This is a genomic window from Marivita hallyeonensis (genome assembly GCF_900129875.1).
Classification (GTDB): domain Bacteria; phylum Pseudomonadota; class Alphaproteobacteria; order Rhodobacterales; family Rhodobacteraceae; genus Marivita; species Marivita hallyeonensis.
In genome coordinates this window covers 19,767-35,548 of sequence record NZ_FQXC01000007.1, presented here as the reverse complement: position 1 = coordinate 35,548, position 15,782 = coordinate 19,767, and the positions used below count along the sequence as shown (strand labels likewise).

17 protein-coding genes are annotated in these 15,782 nt (G+C 58.2%); 13 read left to right on the top strand and 4 right to left on the bottom strand.

Going from position 1 to position 15,782, the window contains the following annotated elements:
• Positions 1 to 5 precede the first annotated feature (5 nt).
• The 10 genes from BUA42_RS18690 to BUA42_RS18645 all read left to right on the top strand — a co-directional run bounded on the left by BUA42_RS18690 (position 6) and on the right by BUA42_RS18645 (position 8,630).
• The gene (locus BUA42_RS18690; RefSeq protein WP_072779866.1) at positions 6 to 578 is read left to right on the top strand and encodes a hemerythrin domain-containing protein; all 573 of its coding nucleotides are present in this window, start codon (positions 6 to 8) and stop codon (positions 576 to 578) included.
• Positions 568 to 1,185 (top strand): carbonic anhydrase, encoded by a 618-nt coding sequence (locus BUA42_RS18685; protein WP_072779865.1) that lies wholly within the window; start codon positions 568 to 570, stop codon positions 1,183 to 1,185. Before BUA42_RS18690 ends, BUA42_RS18685 begins: the two co-directional genes overlap by 11 nt.
• Complete coding sequence (locus BUA42_RS18680) at positions 1,182 to 2,459, top strand: molybdopterin molybdotransferase MoeA (RefSeq protein WP_072779864.1); 1,278 nt, start codon at positions 1,182 to 1,184, stop codon at positions 2,457 to 2,459. Before BUA42_RS18685 ends, BUA42_RS18680 begins: the two co-directional genes overlap by 4 nt.
• 16 nt (positions 2,460 to 2,475) lie before the next feature.
• Positions 2,476 to 2,994, top strand: coding sequence for a DUF2478 domain-containing protein (locus BUA42_RS18675; RefSeq protein WP_072779863.1), 519 nt, complete (start codon positions 2,476 to 2,478; stop codon positions 2,992 to 2,994).
• A gap of 169 nt (positions 2,995 to 3,163) precedes the next feature.
• The gene (hemN, locus tag BUA42_RS18670; RefSeq protein WP_072779862.1) at positions 3,164 to 4,513 is read left to right on the top strand and encodes an oxygen-independent coproporphyrinogen III oxidase; all 1,350 of its coding nucleotides are present in this window, start codon (positions 3,164 to 3,166) and stop codon (positions 4,511 to 4,513) included.
• Between the two features lie 100 nt (positions 4,514 to 4,613).
• Positions 4,614 to 5,228, top strand: coding sequence for a TetR/AcrR family transcriptional regulator (locus BUA42_RS18665; RefSeq protein WP_072779861.1), 615 nt, complete (start codon positions 4,614 to 4,616; stop codon positions 5,226 to 5,228).
• Positions 5,225 to 6,388, top strand: coding sequence for an efflux RND transporter periplasmic adaptor subunit (locus tag BUA42_RS18660; protein WP_072779860.1), 1,164 nt, complete (start codon positions 5,225 to 5,227; stop codon positions 6,386 to 6,388). Before BUA42_RS18665 ends, BUA42_RS18660 begins: the two co-directional genes overlap by 4 nt.
• Positions 6,385 to 7,521, top strand: coding sequence for an ABC transporter permease (locus tag BUA42_RS18655; protein ID WP_072779859.1), 1,137 nt, complete (start codon positions 6,385 to 6,387; stop codon positions 7,519 to 7,521). Before BUA42_RS18660 ends, BUA42_RS18655 begins: the two co-directional genes overlap by 4 nt.
• A gap of 3 nt (positions 7,522 to 7,524) precedes the next feature.
• Complete coding sequence (locus BUA42_RS18650) at positions 7,525 to 8,235, top strand: ABC transporter ATP-binding protein (RefSeq protein ID WP_072779858.1); 711 nt, start codon at positions 7,525 to 7,527, stop codon at positions 8,233 to 8,235.
• Positions 8,232 to 8,630, top strand: coding sequence for a hypothetical protein (locus BUA42_RS18645; protein ID WP_072779857.1), 399 nt, complete (start codon positions 8,232 to 8,234; stop codon positions 8,628 to 8,630). Before BUA42_RS18650 ends, BUA42_RS18645 begins: the two co-directional genes overlap by 4 nt.
• A gap of 395 nt (positions 8,631 to 9,025) precedes the next feature.
• Here BUA42_RS18645 and BUA42_RS18640 read toward each other — a convergent pair whose 3' ends face one another.
• Together BUA42_RS18640 and BUA42_RS18635 are read right to left on the bottom strand one after the other, a co-directional pair.
• On the bottom strand, positions 9,026 to 10,084 hold the full coding sequence (locus tag BUA42_RS18640; protein ID WP_072779856.1) for an IS110 family RNA-guided transposase: 1,059 nt from the start codon (positions 10,082 to 10,084) through the stop codon (positions 9,026 to 9,028).
• A gap of 173 nt (positions 10,085 to 10,257) precedes the next feature.
• Positions 10,258 to 10,791: a DUF4279 domain-containing protein gene (locus BUA42_RS18635; RefSeq protein WP_072779855.1), complete on the bottom strand. Its 534-nt coding sequence runs from the start codon at positions 10,789 to 10,791 to the stop codon at positions 10,258 to 10,260.
• Positions 10,792 to 11,044: 253 nt separating this feature from the next.
• Between BUA42_RS18635 and BUA42_RS21345 the strand changes: the two genes are divergently transcribed.
• The gene (locus BUA42_RS21345; RefSeq protein WP_072779854.1) at positions 11,045 to 11,461 is read left to right on the top strand and encodes a DUF6010 family protein; all 417 of its coding nucleotides are present in this window, start codon (positions 11,045 to 11,047) and stop codon (positions 11,459 to 11,461) included.
• Positions 11,462 to 12,012: 551 nt separating this feature from the next.
• Here BUA42_RS21345 and BUA42_RS18625 read toward each other — a convergent pair.
• A complete protein-coding gene (locus BUA42_RS18625; protein ID WP_072779853.1) occupies positions 12,013 to 12,867 on the bottom strand; it encodes a DUF6544 family protein in 855 nt (284 codons plus the stop codon).
• A 20-nt stretch (positions 12,868 to 12,887) separates the two neighbouring features.
• A complete protein-coding gene (locus BUA42_RS18620; protein WP_143152749.1) occupies positions 12,888 to 13,616 on the bottom strand; it encodes a DUF6920 family protein in 729 nt (242 codons plus the stop codon).
• Positions 13,617 to 13,842: 226 nt separating this feature from the next.
• Between BUA42_RS18620 and BUA42_RS18615 the strand changes: the two genes are divergently transcribed.
• Together BUA42_RS18615 and BUA42_RS18610 are read left to right on the top strand one after the other, a co-directional pair.
• Complete coding sequence (locus tag BUA42_RS18615) at positions 13,843 to 14,439, top strand: TetR/AcrR family transcriptional regulator (protein ID WP_072779852.1); 597 nt, start codon at positions 13,843 to 13,845, stop codon at positions 14,437 to 14,439.
• A 276-nt stretch (positions 14,440 to 14,715) separates the two neighbouring features.
• Complete coding sequence (locus BUA42_RS18610) at positions 14,716 to 15,744, top strand: IS30 family transposase (protein ID WP_072779851.1); 1,029 nt, start codon at positions 14,716 to 14,718, stop codon at positions 15,742 to 15,744.
• Positions 15,745 to 15,782: the final 38 nt, after the last annotated feature.

Genomic DNA, 15,782 nt, shown 5'->3' with positions numbered 1-15,782 from the left:
GACCGATGGCGCGAGATCGAGACAGACGTCTGAACACGGCACGCAGCGCAACACATCGCCTTGTGACGCTAGAGAATCCATTGGATTTCATGGCCGAAGACCACCTGCGTGAGCGGGAAGTCTGCACCCTGATCGATCGCATGGTGGAGGGAGAACCGGTCGATCACGAAGACATCGCAATGATGCGCACATTCCTGATCGACGATTTGCCAAAGCATCTTGCGGACGAGGAGAGTGACCTCTTTCCCTTGATGCTGGAACGATGCGATCCGGACGAGGAAATTGACAAGATGATCACGCGTCTGCAAGCCGATCACCGCCATGCGATTGGCGATTCCCCGGCTATTGCCGCGTTGATCGTGGCCCAAGCGGATCGCAAAAAGCCGTTGTCCGAAACGGACTGCGCCAAGATGTCGGACTTCGCCACGCATGCGCGGCGCCATCTGATCCTCGAGAATGCCATCCTCCTTCCGCTAGCCCGCGCGCGGCTGACCAAAGCAGATCTCGAAAAGATGCGCGCGCATATGTTGGAGCGCCGTGGACAGGCAACCGAACAAGGAGCGGAACATGCTGGCTGATCTTCTGGAGCGGAATGCCCGGTGGTCTGACACGATCAATGCCGAGGAGCCGGGTTACTTCCCGAGGCTGGCACAACAGCAATCGCCCGAGTTCTTCTGGATCGGCTGCTCTGACAGCAGAGTGCCTGCCAATGTCGTCGCCGGGCTGGATCCCGGCGAAGTGTTTGTCCATCGCAATGTGGCCAATGTGATCCACTCGAGCGACATGAACATGCTTTCGGCGCTTGAGTTTGCCGTCGATGCGTTGCGTGTTCGCGAGATCATTGTCTGTGGCCATTATGGCTGCGGCGGCGTGAAGGCCGCCACGGAGGACCTACCGCATGGCCTGGCCGACCATTGGTTGGAGCCGATCCGCCGCCTGGCCCGCGCCTACGCCGTGGACCTCGCGCGGGAGGATTGCGCGGAAGCAAAGCAAGACAGGCTGGCCGAATTCAACGTCATCGAAGGGGTTCGGCGTATTGCGGAAACGCCGATCATGCAGAGAGCTTGGCGCGCAAAAGCCAACATCCGCATTCACGGGCTCATCTATGGCCTGAAGGACGGGCGGTTGCGCGATCTCGACAGCACTGTGGGCCCGGGGCATTTCCAACAGGAGGCTGCAAAATGACTGTTCTCACGAGGATCGAAGAGCAGGGGTGCGGATGCGGCACTGCTGATCAGCCGGGGGATTTGATATCAATCGATGAAGCGGTTGCGCAGATTTTGCGGAACGCGGGACACGTTCGGGAGTCCGAAGAGGTGGCGCTTGCCGGGGCGCGTGGCCGAACTCTGGCCGAACCTATTGCTGCAATCGCGGCCGCACCCCCGTTTGACAATGCCGCGATGGACGGGTTTGCGCTGAACACGGCCTGCCTGGTCGGGCCGGGACCGTGGCGGCTTCCCGTTGTCACCCGCATTCCGGCAGGGCAGCGCGGCTCGGAACCGCTGCCGATGGGCGCGGCAGCACAGATCTTTACAGGCGCTCTGATGCCCGATGGTGCGGATGCGGTCGTGATGCAGGAAAACGTCCGACGCACAGAAAACACCATTATCGTTTCGCATGAGATTCTGGCAGGCGCGCATGTCCGGCGCAAGGGCGAGGACATGGCGGCGGGCGACATGGTTGTCCCTGCGGGCCGCACCCTGACGGGGCGTGATATCGCAGCCTGCGCGGCAGCAGGGCGGGCAACCGTTTGCGTGCGCCGTCGGCTTCGGGTTGCGCTTGTTGTCACCGGTGATGAAGTGAATTCCCCCGGCCGGACATTGAGCTCTGGCGGCATCTGGGATGTGAATACGCCGATGCTAAGCGCTCTGATCCCTGCTCCGGAGATCGAATTGGTCGATGTCCTGGGGTTTCGGGACAATCGCGCAGCTCTGCGGCAGCAGCTCAGCGCGCTTGCTGACGAGGTCGACCTGATCGTCACCACCGGCGGGATATCGGTGGGTGAGGAAGATCATGTCAAACCCGCCTTGAGTGATCTTGGTCTGGATATGGTGTTCAGCGGCGTTGCGATAAAACCCGGCAAGCCGGTCTCGTACGGTCGTTTGGGACAGGCGCATTGGCTGGGGCTGCCAGGCAATCCGCTCTCCGCATTCGTCACCTGGCAGCTTTTCGGAACGGTGCTTTGCCAGTCCCTTGCCGGGAACAGCGCGTCATCGCCCGACCGCCGTCATGTGGTGCTGTCACAGGAGTTGCGCCACAGCTACGGGCGATGCGAAGTGCGGCTCGCGGAAATCTCAGGTTTCGACAGCACAGGCCGTGAGATCGTCCGCTTTGACAAGACCACCCATTCCGGCCGCGTGGCGCGGCTTCCCGCAGCAGATGGCGTCATTTTGATTCCGTCGGAAGTTGAAGTTCTGCCGGAAGGTGCGCTGGTCGAGTTCCAGCCCTTCCGTGATTGATAAAGGAAGAAAGACCATGAAGATTGCTTATACGATGGGCCTTGGGCGCGGTGATACCGATCAGTTGCTTTTCACTTTGGCGCAACACCTCGCGTCTGACGGGTATCGCACATGCGGCACGGTTCAGATCAACACGGATTGTGGCGCGCATCCGTGTGACATGGATGTCAAGGTGCTCCCGGACGGGCCTGTGTTGCGAATTTCCCAGAACCTCGGGGCCGGGGCGAGGGGATGCCGACTGGACCCTGCCACTCTCGAAACGGCTGTTGGACTGGTCGAGACAGGGCTTGAGGCCACCCCGGAGCTGCTGATCGTGAACAAGTTCGGAAAGCACGAGGCCGATGGTCGGGGGTTCCGTTCGGTGATCGCAGAGGCCATTGCGCGCGATATGCCCGTTCTTGTTGGGGTCAACGCATTAAACTTGGAGGCCTTTCAAGACTTCGTGGGCCCTGAAGCAACAGAGCTCGAGCCTTCCCTGGAGGACTTGGTCCGTTGGCTACAAACTGTGTTGAACAAGGAACGGGATGTGGCCTGAGACCTTTCACGCCGCATCTGTGATCTCGGTCAAGGACGGATCAAGGGTTGTCGGTGAGAATGATCAGAACATGAGCTGATTGAAATGGCTTTTGGAAGACAGGCAACAATCGCGCGACATTTTTTCCCGGAATCAAGTCGGGGCATGATCGGAGCAGATCGGAACATCAATGACGGACACGCTGAAAACCTACATGAGCCGCAATGTACCGCGCTACACGAGTTATCCGACTGCCCCGCACTTCTCCAAGGCGGTAAGGCCAGCGGATTACGCCAACTGGCTCTCCTCGCTCTCTCCAAAGGAACCCGTATCTCTCTATTTGCACGTTCCCTATTGCCGCGAGCTTTGCTGGTATTGCGGGTGCAACATGAAGTTGGCCCGAAAAGATGCGCCTGTCGCGCAATACGCGCAGACGCTCAACCAGGAAATCCGTCTTCTGGCCAAACAATTGCCGGACCGCATGTCGATTTCTCATCTGCATTGGGGTGGGGGGACACCGACGGCGCTGGTGCCGGATGATCTGGAGCGCGCGATGCAGAGCGTCCGGGACAATTTCGACATCACCGCTGACGCCGAACTTGCCATCGAGAGCGATCCGCGCACGCTCACGGATGAAATGATCCGGCGGATCGGACAGTTGGGCTTCACCCGCGCCAGTTTCGGCGTGCAGGAATTCGATCCGAAGGTTCAGAAAGCCATTAATCGCGTCCAGCCACCCGAAATGGTGCGCCATTCGGTCGAAGAGTTGCGCCGGGCAGGGGTGGCGGGCATCAACTTCGATTTGATCTACGGCCTGCCGCACCAGACTGTCGCCACGCTGCTGGAAACGATCCGCCTCTGCATCGACATGCGCCCGGACCGGATTGCGCTCTTCGGCTATGCACATGTGCCTTGGATGGCCAAGAAACAGCGACTGATCGATGAAACCGCGCTGCCGGGGAGCGCAGAACGGCTTCGACAATCACAATCGGCCGCCAGCGCGCTGGTCGAGGCGGGGTACGTCGCCATCGGACTGGATCATTTCGCACTTCCAAACGATTCCATGGCGAAAGCCGCCAAGGCAGGCACCCTGCGGCGCAATTTCCAAGGCTATACCACGGATCGTGCCGAAACCATGCTCGGGGTTGGATCGACATCCATCGGTCGCACCCCTTCGGGATATGTGCAGAACCTGTCGGAAACCGGTGCTTGGGCACGGTCCATCGACGCCGGTGTTTTGCCGGTCGCCAAGGGCGTCGCCCTGAGCCAGGATGATACTTTGCGGGGCCATGTGATCGACCGGCTGATGTGTACCGGCGAAGTTGATCTTGATGCGGCGGCCCTGCGGGCCGGTGTCTCGCAGAATTGGTATCACATCCATGAGCAGGAGTTGGCCACGCTCGAAGCGGACGGACTGATTGCGCGCCGTGCTGGCCGGATCTCTATGACCAAGGAAGGCGCGCCGGTTGTGCGAGTGGTTGCAGCAGTCTTTGATGCCTATCTTGCGACCAATATCGCGCGGCATGCAGTGGCGGTCTGATGAACGTCAGGTCCTCCGGGCGGGGGGCCGCAGAACGGCACTTGAAGAACGAAAGGAGAGATATTAGTTAGTAATAGATAACTAACTTAGGACAACGGAAATGCCGCGCAAATCCGCCGATGATCGCAAGGCAGAGATCGTTGCAACCGCCCTGAGGTTGGCTGATGAGCTTGGGCCGGACCGGCTGACGACCCAGGCAGTCGCGGATGCCGTTGGGCTGACCCAACCCGCGATCTTCCGACATTTCCCGACGAAACAGGCCCTTTGGCAAGCGGTGGCAGAGGTCATCACTGAAAGGATGACAAACGCATGGCAGGGAGCACTGGCGAAAGAGCGTGAGCCGGATCGACAGCTGGTCGCGCTCGTTCTCGTTCAATTTCGCCAGATCGAAGCCAATCCCGCGATCCCCGCGATCCTGCATTCACACGAATTGCAAACCGAAAACAGCGATCTGCGGCAGAGTTTCCGCGTACTGATGACGCGGTTTCAGGGACTGCTGCAGGCAGAGCTCACCCGCGCCCGTGATACGGGGCGCGTTCGCTCCGATCTTGTCCCGGAAGATGCCGCGGTCCTGTTGATTTCGCTGATTCAGGGGATGGCGCTGCGTTGGTCACTCGGCGACCGCTCGTTCCCGCTTGCGACAGAGGGCGAGCGACTTCTCGACGCGCAGATGCGCCTGTTTCGGGGCGCCCCAGACGGGGAGCCAAGCTCATGAAACGCAGAACACGCCGAAGCCTCGTTGCCATTGCCGTCATCGCATTGATCGTCATGGCCGGTTGGTTCTTTCTGACCGAACGCCCCATCGCGGTGCAGGTGGTCACCATCGATCGGGATGTTCCGGTCCGGATCTACGGACTTGGCACGGTGGAGGCGCGCATCGTTTCCCGGATCGGGTTCGAGGTTGGCGCCGCCTTGACCGGTCTGGAGGTCGATAATGGCGATGCCGTTGCGCGGGGTCAGATACTGGCGCGACTGCACGCCGCCGAACAGGAGGCCCGGGTGGCACGTGCCGCCGCATCCGCCGAAGCGGCGGACGCGACACTTGGACGAACCCGCGCGAACGTCGTGCGTGCACGTGCCGTTCTTGCACAGCGTGAGGCGACCAATACCCGTCAACAAGCCTTGGCCGTCCGCAACACGATCTCTGCGCAAAGAGCGGAGGAAGCGCAGCGCGACGTGGACGTCGCGGCCGCGGAGCTTGCCGTGGCCGAAAGCGATATCGCGGTCGCGCTGGCACAACGTGCCGATGCCGAAGCTGCATTGCGCTACGAGCAAGCGCTCCTCGATCATCATGTTCTGAGGGCACCCTTCGACGCGATTGTCGTTGATCGACATGTCGAGGCGGGCACGGTCGTGCGTGCGGGCGAGCCGATTTTCACGCTGATGGACCCCACAACCGTTTGGACACTGGCTTATGTCGACGAAGCGCGTGCCGGTGCCATTGCCTTGGGCCAGTCGGCAGAAGTTCGGCTGCGGTCGCTGCCACACGAGGTCTTTAGCGGCACGGTGGCGCGGATCGGTATCGAGAGTGATCGCGTCAACGAGGAGCGGCGCGTCTGGATCGCCTGCGACCGCTGTCCGCCGCAAGTCTATCTGGGAGAACAGGCCGAAGTCAGGATCACCGTCGCTCTTCTGACCGAAGCCTTCCTTGTGCCCGAGATTGCCGTCAGCGGTTTCGATGGGCACCAGGGCCGCGTCTGGGTGGTGCGGGACGAGAAACTGACCGAGGTTTCTGCGGTGTTCGGCCACCGCACGGAAGACGCACGGCTGGAGATCGTGAGCGGACTGGCCGAGGGTGACCAGGTGGTCTCGGCTCCCGCGAAAGGCCTGTCCGAAGGGCGGATGGCGCGTGTCTTGGGGGGAGGGGCATCATGAACCTCGCCTACCGCGATGTGCGTCACAACCTGTTTCGATTTGTGCTGACCTGTCTTGGCCTCAGTCTGCTGATGGCGGTCGTGCTGGCGATGATCGGGATCTACAATGGTCTGGTCGCCGACGCATTAAATATCGTGAAGGCACCGCAAGCCGATCTTTGGGTGGTGGAATCGGGCACGCAAGGCCCATTTGCGGAGGCCTCAAAGATCCCCGGCAGCACGCGTGATGCCGTCGCCCGGCTGCATGGCGTGGCAGAAGCGGGCAGCATCACCTACCAGACCGTCGAGGCGCGCCATGCGGGCGACACACTGCGCCTGTATGTCATCGGCTATGAGCCAGGGCGCCCCGGCGGGCCGCAGGCAATTGCCGAGGGGCGCGGTATCACGCAGACCCATTTCGAACTAGTGGCCGACCGGCAGACCGGGCTTGTGGTCGGCGACCGCATCCGCCTCGGCCGCAACAGCTTTGCTGTCGTTGGCCTCGTCGAGGATACGATGAATTCGGGCGGCGACCCTGCCGCGTTCATCACGCTTCCAAATGCGCAAATCCTGCAATCGCAACTTGCCCCGCCGGCCCAGCGGATCCAGACCGCCCGGGGCGCCGGTTTGCTGGAAAGCGCCGACACCGTTGCGGCGGTCATCGCGCGGCTCGAACCCGCGGCCGATCCGCTGGGTGTCGCCACCACTGTTCGCCAATGGAAGCACCTCGGCGCGCTGACGCAGGCAGAGCAGGAGGCGATCCTGATCGGGTCGGTCGTGGACCGCGCCAAGCGGCAGATCGGCCTGTTCCTCGGTATTCTGCTGACGGTCTCGGCCGTGGTGATCGCGCTGATCATCTACACGATGACCATGGAAAAACTGAAGCAGATAGCCACCTTGAAGCTGATCGGCGCACCCGATCGCACCATCGTCAGCCTGATCGTGCAACAATCGCTAGCCTTGGGCATGGTTGGCTGGAGTTTCGGCCTGATCCTGATCCTCCTGGTCAAGGACTACTTCCCCCGCCGCGTCGTGCTGGAGCCGGTGAATGCGGCGGCGCTCGGCGGGATTATCATCGTGGTTTGTATCGTCGCCAGCGGGCTTGGTGTCCGCGCTGCGCTAAAGGTCGATCCGGCAACAGCGATCGGAGGCTGAACAATGGATGAAGCGCGCCGGCCCCTGATCGAGATCGCCGGCGTCTCCAAGCATTTCGGAGAGGGCGAGGCACGCGTCGATGCGCTGCGCGACATTGACCTGACCGTACGCCGTGGCGAGGTCGTGGCCCTGCTGGGCCCGTCGGGGTCGGGCAAGACCACCCTGCTCAACGTCATCGGCTGCATCATCGCGCCGACCGTAGGCCGGGTGACGCTCGACGGCGAGCTCGTCTATGACAACCGGGCCCTGCGCGGCGATCTGCGCCGCCTACGGCTCGACAAGATCGGCTTCATCTTCCAGTTCCACAACCTGCTTCCGTTTCTCAACGCCCGTGACAATGTCGCCTTGGTGTTGACGCTGGCGGGTCGATCATCCGCGGAAGCTCAAGAGCGGGCTTTGGAATTGCTCGATTATCTGGAAGTGGGCCATCGCAAGGACGCCATGCCGGCAGTTCTGTCGGGAGGTGAAGCGCAACGCGTGGCCATCGCACGCGCCCTCGCGAACAGCCCGCGCATCATCCTGGCGGACGAGCCAACGGCGGCGCTGGACAGCAAACGCGCGGGGATCGTGATGGATCTGTTGCGCAAACTGGCTGCCGAACACGATGCCTGCATTGTCGCCGTCACCCATGACGAGAAGATCTACGACCGCTTCGACCGGTTGTTTCACCTGCGCGATGGGGTTCTGGAGGATCAAGAGGAGGAAGCGACATGAGAAACCGTTCACCCAAGAACTGGCCGATACGAACAGCTGCCAGCGTAGCCGTTCTGTTTGGCATGCTGACGATCCTGTCTGGCGGGCGCGTGCTGTTTGGGGATGACGCGGCCCAGGCAGCGGCGGGAAACGCCGTCTGGTTCGTCCTGTGGTTCAATTTCCTGTCGGGCTTTGCCTATGTGCTGGCGGGTGTTGGAATTGCGATGAGACGTCGCTGGGCGGTCTCACTTGCGATCCTCCTGGCGATCTCTATCGCGGTTGTGTTCGTGCTTTTTGGTTTGCACATCTTGTCTGGCGGAGCCTTCGAGATGCGCACAGTGTTCGCAATGACCCTACGCCTGGTCGTATGGGTTGCCATCGCCATCGTGGCACGCAACAGCATGATCGCGACGTAACTCCTGGAAGCAAGGTTGCAGCCCATGCCCCCAATGCCTCCCATTCCATTGGACGATTGGCGAATTGGGTCCCCCATCGAAGGGCGGAAAGGAAGTCTCCCGCTCAGTAAAGGCGGGCGTCTTCATCCGCTGTGTGGTCTTTCTCCACGTTATCGGCTCATATGTATGTACCGGCTGCTGTTCGCAAATGATATCTCGCATGTTCTCGGAAGTCGCTCATATGTATCCGGCCTACTGATCGACACGCGGGTCGTGGCCTTGTTGGGGTTACGCTCGCACCGTGATCTCATTAGCGGACAGGTCGATAATGACCATTAGGGCCGTCAGATTCTGGGGGCGTAGTTTTTCCGTTCCATGCTGTCGATCTGTCGCGAACTCCTTTGGACTGCCTCGGCTCAGATGCCGATAGCAACCTCGTCTCTTTGCGCATCAAACGCCGTTTTGTGCCTCAGTATGCTCCAAGCCATGCGTGCGAGCTTGTTCGCAAGCGCGACGGCAGCCTTGTTGCGATGCATGCGTTCGGAAGCACGTGCCAGCCAATCGCCGAAGCTGAAGTCAGGCCAACGATGCGGTCGCATCATGATGATCTTCGCCGCCTGAACAAACAGCATCCTTAGATATCTGCTGCCGCGTTTAGTGATGCGGCCGAGGACCGTTCGTCCTCCGGTGCTGTAATGCCGAGGAACCAACCCCACCCAAGCCGCGAAGTCGCGACCGCGATCAAACGCCTCTCCTTCACCGATGGCGGCAACCATCGCTGTCGAGATCATCGGGCCAATGCCAGGGACAGTCATGACGTTGACGCAGTTCTCTTCTGTTCGACTGATCTCTTCGATCTCCTGCGATACCTTGTCGATCCGATCATCCATCCACATCCAGTCGCCATAAAGACCGATCAGGATCGAGCGCATGCGCGGCGATATCTCGTCTTTGCGCTCTTCCAGAATTGTCTCGAACGAGTTCTTCAAGGCGCGTAGCCCTTTGCGCACAGTGATGCCCTGCTCAATCAAGAACGCGCGGATCTGGTTGATCGTGGCAGTCCGGCGCGAAACCAGACGCGACCGCACACGATGAAGGGCCTGGAGGTCCAGCTGATCCTGGCTCTTCTCAGACACGGTTTGCAGGTTTGGCCGAAGCGCGGCCTCGGCGATTGCCTCTGCATCATTGTAGTCGTTCTTCTGCCCCCTATTGAACGGCTTGACATAGATCGCCAGAATGATCCGAGGCTCGGAACCCATCTCGCGCAGCGTTCGACTGACAAAGTGAGCGCTCAGGCATGCTTCCATTCCCACGACACAGCGCGGCAACTTCTCGAATGTGGCGACCAAGGCAAGTCGCTTGATCTGTTTGCGGAGGACGCGCTGTCCAGACAGATCGAAACCTACAATGTGGAATGTGTCCTTGCCGATATCGATGCCGATCGACATCAGCTCATCAAAGTCGTTCTTCGCCATGCTACTTCTCCAGTTTGCAGAAATAGGCAAAGCCTAACCTGCTGGGTGGAGCAGCCGGTACATCCCATTAGCGGACTTGCCGCGCTGCGGCATGCCTGAATGCCCTCGGCATGACCGCAATGCGGACAAAGCACCATTTCGCTGCGGCTGCGCCAATGTCGGCAAAACGGAAATCATTCTTTGGCTATATCCTTCTTTGCCGAAAGCATCATGTCTAAGGCGACATCGCCCCCATCTCTTGCTTCGTCAAAGACATCACGACCATATCTTGATCGCAAATCAAACATCAATTTGTGCACGTCCTCATCAATGTATGCGTCGAACCAAGTTCGGATACCAAGTTGGGTAAGACGTCTTTGATGTTGAAAATCCAATTCGAAACTGAAGCATTGGAGATTGTGGCTTACGAAAACCATCCGCACATCGTAGTCGCCATTTAGGCTTTGTAATGCAAGCTCACGGGTGCGTAGTCGCCGTAAGATCGCCTCGACATGGATGTTTAGGTCTTCTGTTTCGGGTATACCGCTATTGAGCTTCCAGTTCGTGAACCAGCGCTTCTTATGAGGGCCTTTCGTTTGCCAAGGGTCGCCCTCAGACCATTCGTCATCAGGATCAATCCCCAAAACGTCCGTAATATGTTTTGAAGGTCCTTTGCCTTGAATCCCAAGGTAGGCATACTGACGATAAGTTTGTGGTTCTAATGGCATTTAGTTCACTGCTTTTTGGAGGACGGAGCTGATGCTTCGTATCCATACCAGACCTTCATAGATTGTGCAGCATCGGTCAAGTTGGTCTCGAAGCCGACATTGGTTTCGCGCTTGCAGTAAGAAAGCAGGGCGTGACAAAGCAGCTGTTACCCCGCCAATAGGCGAATGCCCCGGTTGGCCTTCATAATGGATTTAGATGCGTCGGTCGGTTAGCCGCATTGACTAGAGGCGTCACCTGCTGAAACAGAATGTCATGACTGTCCCTAGCCATATCTTCGCACGCGTACCTCTAACTTCGGGCTTTCTGTTTGGCGTGTTGCCGCTACCGATACACGTCTTCCTCCCGGTTGTGTTGTCTTATCAGCTAGCCGCTATAACGCTTGTGCTCATAGCCGGAATCTACATTGGCTATGCGTTTAAGGATGGGCGACCACAAACAATACTTCTGGAGTTTTCTGTTGCTCTCGCATTCGCCACCGCCGCTTGGCTTGGTCTGAACGGCTATCCTTACGTCATAGCAGCCGCGCTTGCGGCGCATGGTCTATGGGACCTATTACATCACAATTTGGTCAAAACTGACGTGCCACGTTGGTTCATTCCATTTTGCGTCATTTGCGATTGGATAATGGCTACAGGTCTCATTCTGATCTGGGGCTTTCAAGGTATTTGAGTCAATGGTCAGATGGTGCGATACAATTGCGCGATTGGAACGAAGCAATATGGTCCCTTTTGGCTTATCAGCGCGGTATCGCGCTCGACGTCTCATGGCCAGGAAATCCGACGGACAACGCCTTCAGTGAAGCCTTCAGAGGCTACAAAAAAGAAGTGCCGCACAGCGCAGTCGGGAACAACGTCCCAGCCGCGCTTTTGTAATTGCCAGGCGCGACCAGCCAGTCTGTGTTATCAAACAGCCGAAAATCTACACCCCCAAGCGGGGGCAGTTTTGTCAGCACTTCAAGACTTCAACAGACCTAACCTACGAGTACCGGTTCAAAATGTGAGCAGATCATGGGTTCCGCTTATCTTGGCCGGTTTTCATAAAAGTCACTGAAGCCGATATTCATTCTCGATGCAGCATTAGGCAAGGTGGGCTCGAAGCCGTCGATCGCTGTGTCCGCGGCCAGGGTTGCTTCTTCCCAGAGCAGCCGTACAGCTAGGGTTGGACGGTCGGCAGTTCAGCGGACAGAGTGAGCCTTTGCTGCGGTTTTTCCAGAGTATGAATCAGCGAATGACGCGAAGATCGCTTATCTCTGACTGGAAGCGGCTGATCAAAGCGCCAGACTGGTCGTACCAGCGATACTCCAGCCGTGTCGGCAGCATGAAGCCTCCGATCTCACGGTACTGCGATTTACCGCCAACCTCGCGCTGCATCGTCTCGTTTCCTTCCATCAAGAGCCTGTCACCATTCATGGAGACGATTTCCCCGTCGGGGCCAAAAGTCACAAGGTATGCTCCTTCAAGATCGCGATGGGTAATGCGTAGGTAAGCCGAGGTCTCATCGTTCTCCTCCCAGACTACGAAGTCGTTTGGGAGAAGTGCCCACGGCATCAGGGGGGCTTGGCCGTAGTAGCGCAGCACCAGGTAGCTGTGGAGGGAATCGATCTGCTCAGCGGATTGATAATCGGTGTGCATGACCGTCATCCACCCCAGGAGTTTCGCGCGCATGTCGTGTGTGTCTACAAAGAACGCATCGCGGCTTTCGATGAGCGGTAGCCCGTAGCGCCAGAACCATCCGGTGCAGGCATATGCGGGCCGGTTCGGATGGCTGACCTGTCGCCCATCCGCCACGAATTGGCCAACCACCGGTAACTTGAAGTCGCCATCCTGGCTCCACTCGACGCCGCGCAGCGTGACGCTTATTTCGCCGTTGAATGCGTAGGCGAAGTAGCGCCGTACAGGTGCCGGCAAATCGGCATAGACCTCAGGTCTGAGGTCTATCGTGATCGGTTCATCCGCCAGCACGCGGGTGTCGATGATAGCGGCATTCTGGCCATGCGCCCGGTAAAGGCCAATACCCGCGACGAGTGCGATGCAGAGAACAAGGCCGACAAGAATTACAAGTGTCTTGAGTAGCATGGTTATGGTTCCTTTACGGCCTATTCGAAAACGATGCTGATGATCTGAGCATCGAAGAACGGATAAATCTCGCTTCCGGCCATCCTTGAGATGACAAAAGCATGCGGGATCATGACGCCGCCGACGTTGCGGTAGTCGGATCGGGTCACATGCTCTCCTGACCCGTGGTATGGCGTGTTCAGATCGCCATCTTCCTCGGCGACCATGTGTGTGATGCCGCCCGTCTCGCCGAAGTGCACGATCATCGAGGATTGCAGGCCATCGGCTGCGACGACGGCACGGGCTGTTTGACCGTCAATCACCTCCCATGTCACCGGCCCACCCGGGAGAAGGGCATGGGGATAAAGCGCACTTTCCAACAACCAGCGGCGCAGTGAGATTACATTCAACTCAGGCGTTTCGTGTTCGTCCACAACGGTGATGGTGGATAGCACTTTGGCCTTCATTTCCATCTCGCCATTGGCAAAGAAGTCATAGGCGCGCGCCCAGACGCCACGGAGGATGGGTGTTGTAGCCGAGAACATGAGCGCAGGCGTGTTTGTCGCAATCACCTGCTCGGATGTCGTGAAACTGAAGCCGTCAGTTTGTGGGCGACGGAACTGACCTTCTGACGTCAAACGCACCAGTCGCGTTTCTGGAATGCCGTCGGGAAAGACGAAGCCGAAATAGCGTTGCACCGGTTCAGGCAGGTTCGAGATGGCTGCCTGTGCAGCCACCGGAGCCGGTGCGCTGCGTGCAATTTCCTCCACCTGCTCCTGAAACTGTCAAATGTCACGCTTGGTCAGGTATGTGCCGATACCGATTGTTGCTGAGGTGGCGATGAGAGCGACAAGCGCCCCTCCACCGATCCATTTCAAGATGGTCATATGCGACTCCTTTCCTCGAGAAGCAAATCAACCGTAAACACATGTACGGTCATTTACTCATGCCGTAAACCTATGTACGGTTCGAGTCAACAGAAATCCGGAGACCACGATGAGTGAAGATCAGACGACGCGTCGGGCCGAAATCGAAGCAGCCGCATTCAAGGTGCTCGAGCGGGTCGGCTACAAGAAGGCCAGCATGCTGCAGATCGCCAAAGAAGCGAAAGCATCGAACGAGACACTCTATGCTTGGTATGGCAACAAGCAGTCCTTGTTTCAGAGCCTTATCGTGGCCAACGCCGGGGCAGTTGAGGAAGCTCTGGAGAGTACATTCACCGGGGACAGCGACGATCTTTTTGCACTGGGAAAGCTGGTTCTCGGTTTCACAGCCACGCAAAAGGCGATCATCATCAACAGGGCGGCTGTTGCAGATGTGCAAGAAACGGGACTTCTGTCTCAGGCAATTGAAACACATGCACGCCAGGCGATGCTTCGTTGTATCAAGGCACAGCTGGCGGGCATGGAGGCGTCAGGGAAATTTACTTTCGAACACGGCGTCGCCGTCGCAACCGAGGTGTATGTCAGTCTCCTGATCGGCGAGTTGCAAATGCAGCAATCTCTTGGCTCGGTCCCGGCTTTGTCTCAAGACGAGATTGAAGCACGATCGCGGCGAGCCAGCAGCCTTTTTGGTAAGCTCTTCGAGAATTAAACGACACAACTGGCGCTTAACCAACTCCGAGTTGCGGTATACATAACCGACTTTCATTAGCAATGCAGCATCGATTAAAATGGGCTCATACCCGCCGTTGGCTGCGACCTGTTTGAATAGCAGCTTCCAAGAAAGCATATGATGAACATTTTGATGAGAAAGTCTTATAATTAACATAATAAATCTTATCAGACTCAGAACACCCGTTGGGAGCGCGCTACCCTGAAGTGCGACTCCTATTAGAAAACAATGAGTTATCTAATAGGAGACCATGGCATGGGAGCTGTTTATTCGCAACTGAGCTTGAAAGAACGCCGGAGAATTGAGGATTGGTGGCACGCAAAGGTCCCCGTCCGTGAAATGGCGCGTGTTCTGAAGCGCTCGAAGTCGACCATTCATCGCGAGATCAAACGCAATTTCTGGGCGGATGATGCCTTCCCGAAGAAGTATGCTGGGTACTTCGGTCATGCCGCTCAACTGCAGACGCTCAAACGTCGGTCGGTGCAGCGCAAACTGATCCGACATCCAGACCTGTGCAAGACGGTGATCGCGCGGATCAAACAAGGTTGGACGCCCGAGCAGATCGGCAACCGGATGATCTATGAAGGCGCCAAACTGCGCGTCTGTCAGGAGACGATTTACCGCTACATCTACTCCAAGGAAGGCATGGATCAGGAGCTGTGGTGGTACCTGCCCGAACATCGCAAAGCCCGCAGGCCGCGTCGTGCCAGAAAGCGCCAGAAGCCCAAATTCGACCGTGATGTCAGCATCCTGTTCCGCCCGGATGATGTCGCGCACCGGCGCCAGTTTGGTCACTGGGAGGCTGATCTTGTCTTGTTCAAACAACGCTTTGGGCAATCAAACGTGACCTCGCTGGTCGAGCGTGTGAGCCGGTTCACCGTGCTTCTGAAAAACCCGAACAAGCGCACCAAACCGGTGATGGGCAAGATCATGAAAGCGGTGCGCGACCTGCCCTACATCGCGCGTCGTTCGATTACTTTTGACCGTGGCACCGAGTTCGTCAGTTGGCCGCACCTTCAGGCCGAGATCGGGACGCAAACCTGGTTTTGTGATCCGTCCTCACCCTGGCAAAAAGGCACCGTCGAAAACACCAACCGGCGCGCTCGAAGATGGCTGCCGAGAAAGCGCGACATCACGGCGGTCACAGATCATGAATTGAAAATGATCTGCGACCGCCTCAACGCGACACCCAGAAAATGCCTCGGATGGAAAACACCCGCCGAGGTCTTCCGTGAAAACATGATGGAAGAGATGGGCCAACGCCCCTACCCTCGAAAGGAATAGGAGTCGCAGTTCAAGTATCGCTCACAGCATCGTGCAAG

Coding starts and splice junctions, on each gene's coding strand:
- BUA42_RS18690 (WP_072779866.1), top strand. CDS start 6: ATGGCGCGAGATCGAGACAGACGTCTGAACACGGCACGCAGCGCAACA.
- BUA42_RS18635 (WP_072779855.1), bottom strand. CDS start 10,791: ATGCCATTAGAACCACAAACTTATCGTCAGTATGCCTACCTTGGGATT.
- BUA42_RS18640 (WP_072779856.1), bottom strand. CDS start 10,084: ATGGCGAAGAACGACTTTGATGAGCTGATGTCGATCGGCATCGATATC.
- BUA42_RS18675 (WP_072779863.1), top strand. CDS start 2,476: ATGAAGATTGCTTATACGATGGGCCTTGGGCGCGGTGATACCGATCAG.
- BUA42_RS18625 (WP_072779853.1), bottom strand. CDS start 12,867: ATGCTACTCAAGACACTTGTAATTCTTGTCGGCCTTGTTCTCTGCATC.
- BUA42_RS18610 (WP_072779851.1), top strand. CDS start 14,716: ATGGGAGCTGTTTATTCGCAACTGAGCTTGAAAGAACGCCGGAGAATT.
- BUA42_RS18645 (WP_072779857.1), top strand. CDS start 8,232: ATGAGAAACCGTTCACCCAAGAACTGGCCGATACGAACAGCTGCCAGC.
- BUA42_RS21345 (WP_072779854.1), top strand. CDS start 11,045: ATGACTGTCCCTAGCCATATCTTCGCACGCGTACCTCTAACTTCGGGC.
- BUA42_RS18615 (WP_072779852.1), top strand. CDS start 13,843: ATGAGTGAAGATCAGACGACGCGTCGGGCCGAAATCGAAGCAGCCGCA.
- BUA42_RS18685 (WP_072779865.1), top strand. CDS start 568: ATGCTGGCTGATCTTCTGGAGCGGAATGCCCGGTGGTCTGACACGATC.
- BUA42_RS18650 (WP_072779858.1), top strand. CDS start 7,525: ATGGATGAAGCGCGCCGGCCCCTGATCGAGATCGCCGGCGTCTCCAAG.
- BUA42_RS18680 (WP_072779864.1), top strand. CDS start 1,182: ATGACTGTTCTCACGAGGATCGAAGAGCAGGGGTGCGGATGCGGCACT.
- BUA42_RS18660 (WP_072779860.1), top strand. CDS start 5,225: ATGAAACGCAGAACACGCCGAAGCCTCGTTGCCATTGCCGTCATCGCA.
- hemN (WP_072779862.1), top strand. CDS start 3,164: ATGACGGACACGCTGAAAACCTACATGAGCCGCAATGTACCGCGCTAC.
- BUA42_RS18655 (WP_072779859.1), top strand. CDS start 6,385: ATGAACCTCGCCTACCGCGATGTGCGTCACAACCTGTTTCGATTTGTG.
- BUA42_RS18665 (WP_072779861.1), top strand. CDS start 4,614: ATGCCGCGCAAATCCGCCGATGATCGCAAGGCAGAGATCGTTGCAACC.